The organism is Chlamydiota bacterium (assembly GCA_016178055.1).
Taxonomy (GTDB): domain Bacteria; phylum Auribacterota; class JACPWU01; order JACPWU01; family JACPWU01; genus JACOUC01.
Genome location: JACOUC010000011.1, coordinates 62,501 through 64,273 on the forward strand (window position 1 = coordinate 62,501; position 1,773 = coordinate 64,273).

Consider the following 1,773-nt stretch of genomic DNA (forward strand, 5'->3'; position numbering starts at 1 on the left):
TTAGAGCTTGAAAGGGCTGGCGAAGCTCCAACCCGAAGCCCCCGTGAATGGCGGCCGTAACTATAACGGTGGTTCTGCTATCTGAACGGCCGTTTTAAAATTCAGCTATATGCTGGAATAACTGGTAGTCTCCAATGTACCGAGGAGGTGAAAAACATATGGAGTCAGTCAATCAGCAGGAAAGGCTGTCTACGCATGAAGAGAGGTGTTGGTTCCTTGCAGGTTTTATAGAAGGTGAAGGTAGTTTATGTGTTTCCATTAAGAATCATCCTAGTTCTCCTTTTGGTTTTCTTGTCGATCCAGAATTTTTTCTCTACCAACATGAACATGGTATTCAACAGCTTCATTTGGCTCGAGAGATTTTTGGAACTGGCAGGATTGCCCGGAAAGTAGGAAACGAAAAGGTGTTGGTCTTCTCCATTGCAAGTCGGAGAAGCTTGATGGAAAAGATAGTTCCTTTCTATGAAAACTATATGAGGCTTTCAGCAAAATGGGATGTCTTTTTGAGATTTAAAGACATTTTAGAGAGCTTCGAACGCGAGGAACATAAAACCAGAGATGGATTGGCTCTTATTATCGAGAAAGCATATGGGATGAATCCAGGCTCAAAGGGAAAGAAGCGGAAACGAACGCTTCAAGAAGTGCTAGACAGAATCCTCAGAGACTATACGCTGGACTCTTCAGGTGCATCGAATGTTATTCGAGACTCTGAGAGAAGATATAGTCCGATCCACATAGTGATATGTGGCTAACACGAATGCCTAAGGTAGCGAAATTCCTTGTCGGGTGAAAGAAATCGCCCGTACTGGCTCATAACGGTGAAGCCCAAACCTGTTGCGATCTTCAAGGAGATCGTGGAGAAAGGTGGGTAATACCGTGGGAACCCAGCCCTTTCAGATTTCTATCTATTTTAGATAGCACTGAGAGAAGCTGGAGGCAGTCCTTTCTCAAGTGGTTTATTGCTTGTAGAAAGGGCTGGACCCGTAACGACTGAGCTCCGACGTAACGTTGGAGCGAGGCTTTCATCGTTTCAATTATCGTGGTGAAGGCAACACGCCGGCAACTCATTATCAATCAACGGAAAGAAGACGATGGACCACATGAATTAGTTGTGGACTGTTGACTGTCGACTGTGGACTAAATAATGAGTTGAAAGTATAGTCTACGCCCCGACGAACAAGTCGGGGGATAACGTGAAGTTCCGACCTGCACGAATAGCGTAACGAGTTGACCGCTGTCTCAACCAGGGACTCGGTGAAATTGAAGTTGCGGTGAAGATACCGCATACCCGCAACGGGACGAAAAGACCCCGTGAACCTTAACTATACCCTGACATTGGGTTTTGGTGTGGCATGTGTAGCATAGGTGGGAGGCAGGGATCCTTGGGCGCTAGCTCGAGGGGAGCCATCAGTGAAATACCACTCTTGCTTTATCGAGGCTCTAACCTCAGACCGTGAAACCGGTTGAGGAACATTGTCAGGCGGGTAGTTTGACTGGGGCGGTCTCCTCATAAAAGGTAACTGAGGAGCCCAAAGGTTCCCTCAGCACGGTCGGCAATCGTGCTATTAGAGCGTATAGGTATAAGGGAGCTTAACTGTAAGACCTACAAGTCGAGCAGATGCGAAAGCAGGGCTAAGTGATCCGGTGGTAGAAGGTGGAATCGCCATCGCTCAACGGACAAAAGGTACTCCGGGGATAACAGGCTTATCGCGCCCAAGAGTTCATATCGACGGCGCGGTTTGGCACCTCAACAACATGGGGTGGAGATTCAGA

The 1,773-nt window shown here is 47.4% G+C and carries 1 protein-coding gene and 2 other annotated features (1 of these 3 running past the window's edge); the gene reads left to right on the plus strand.

What is annotated here, in order from left to right; all coding sequences use genetic code 11:
- Positions 1-71: a sequence feature (possible 23S ribosomal RNA but does not have good blast hits on one or both of the ends), on the plus strand (it extends 2,290 nt beyond the left edge of the window).
- Between the two features lie 87 nt (positions 72-158).
- Positions 159-752 carry an LAGLIDADG family homing endonuclease gene (locus tag HYS07_01655; protein ID MBI1869879.1) on the plus strand — a complete coding sequence of 198 codons (594 nt, stop codon included), beginning with the start codon at positions 159-161 and terminating at the stop codon, positions 750-752.
- Positions 753-1,193: 441 nt separating this feature from the next.
- Positions 1,194-1,749, plus strand: a sequence feature (possible 23S ribosomal RNA but 16S or 23S rRNA prediction is too short).
- Positions 1,750-1,773 lie beyond the last annotated feature (24 nt).

Coding starts and splice junctions, on each gene's coding strand:
- HYS07_01655 (MBI1869879.1), top strand. CDS start 159: ATGGAGTCAGTCAATCAGCAGGAAAGGCTGTCTACGCATGAAGAGAGG.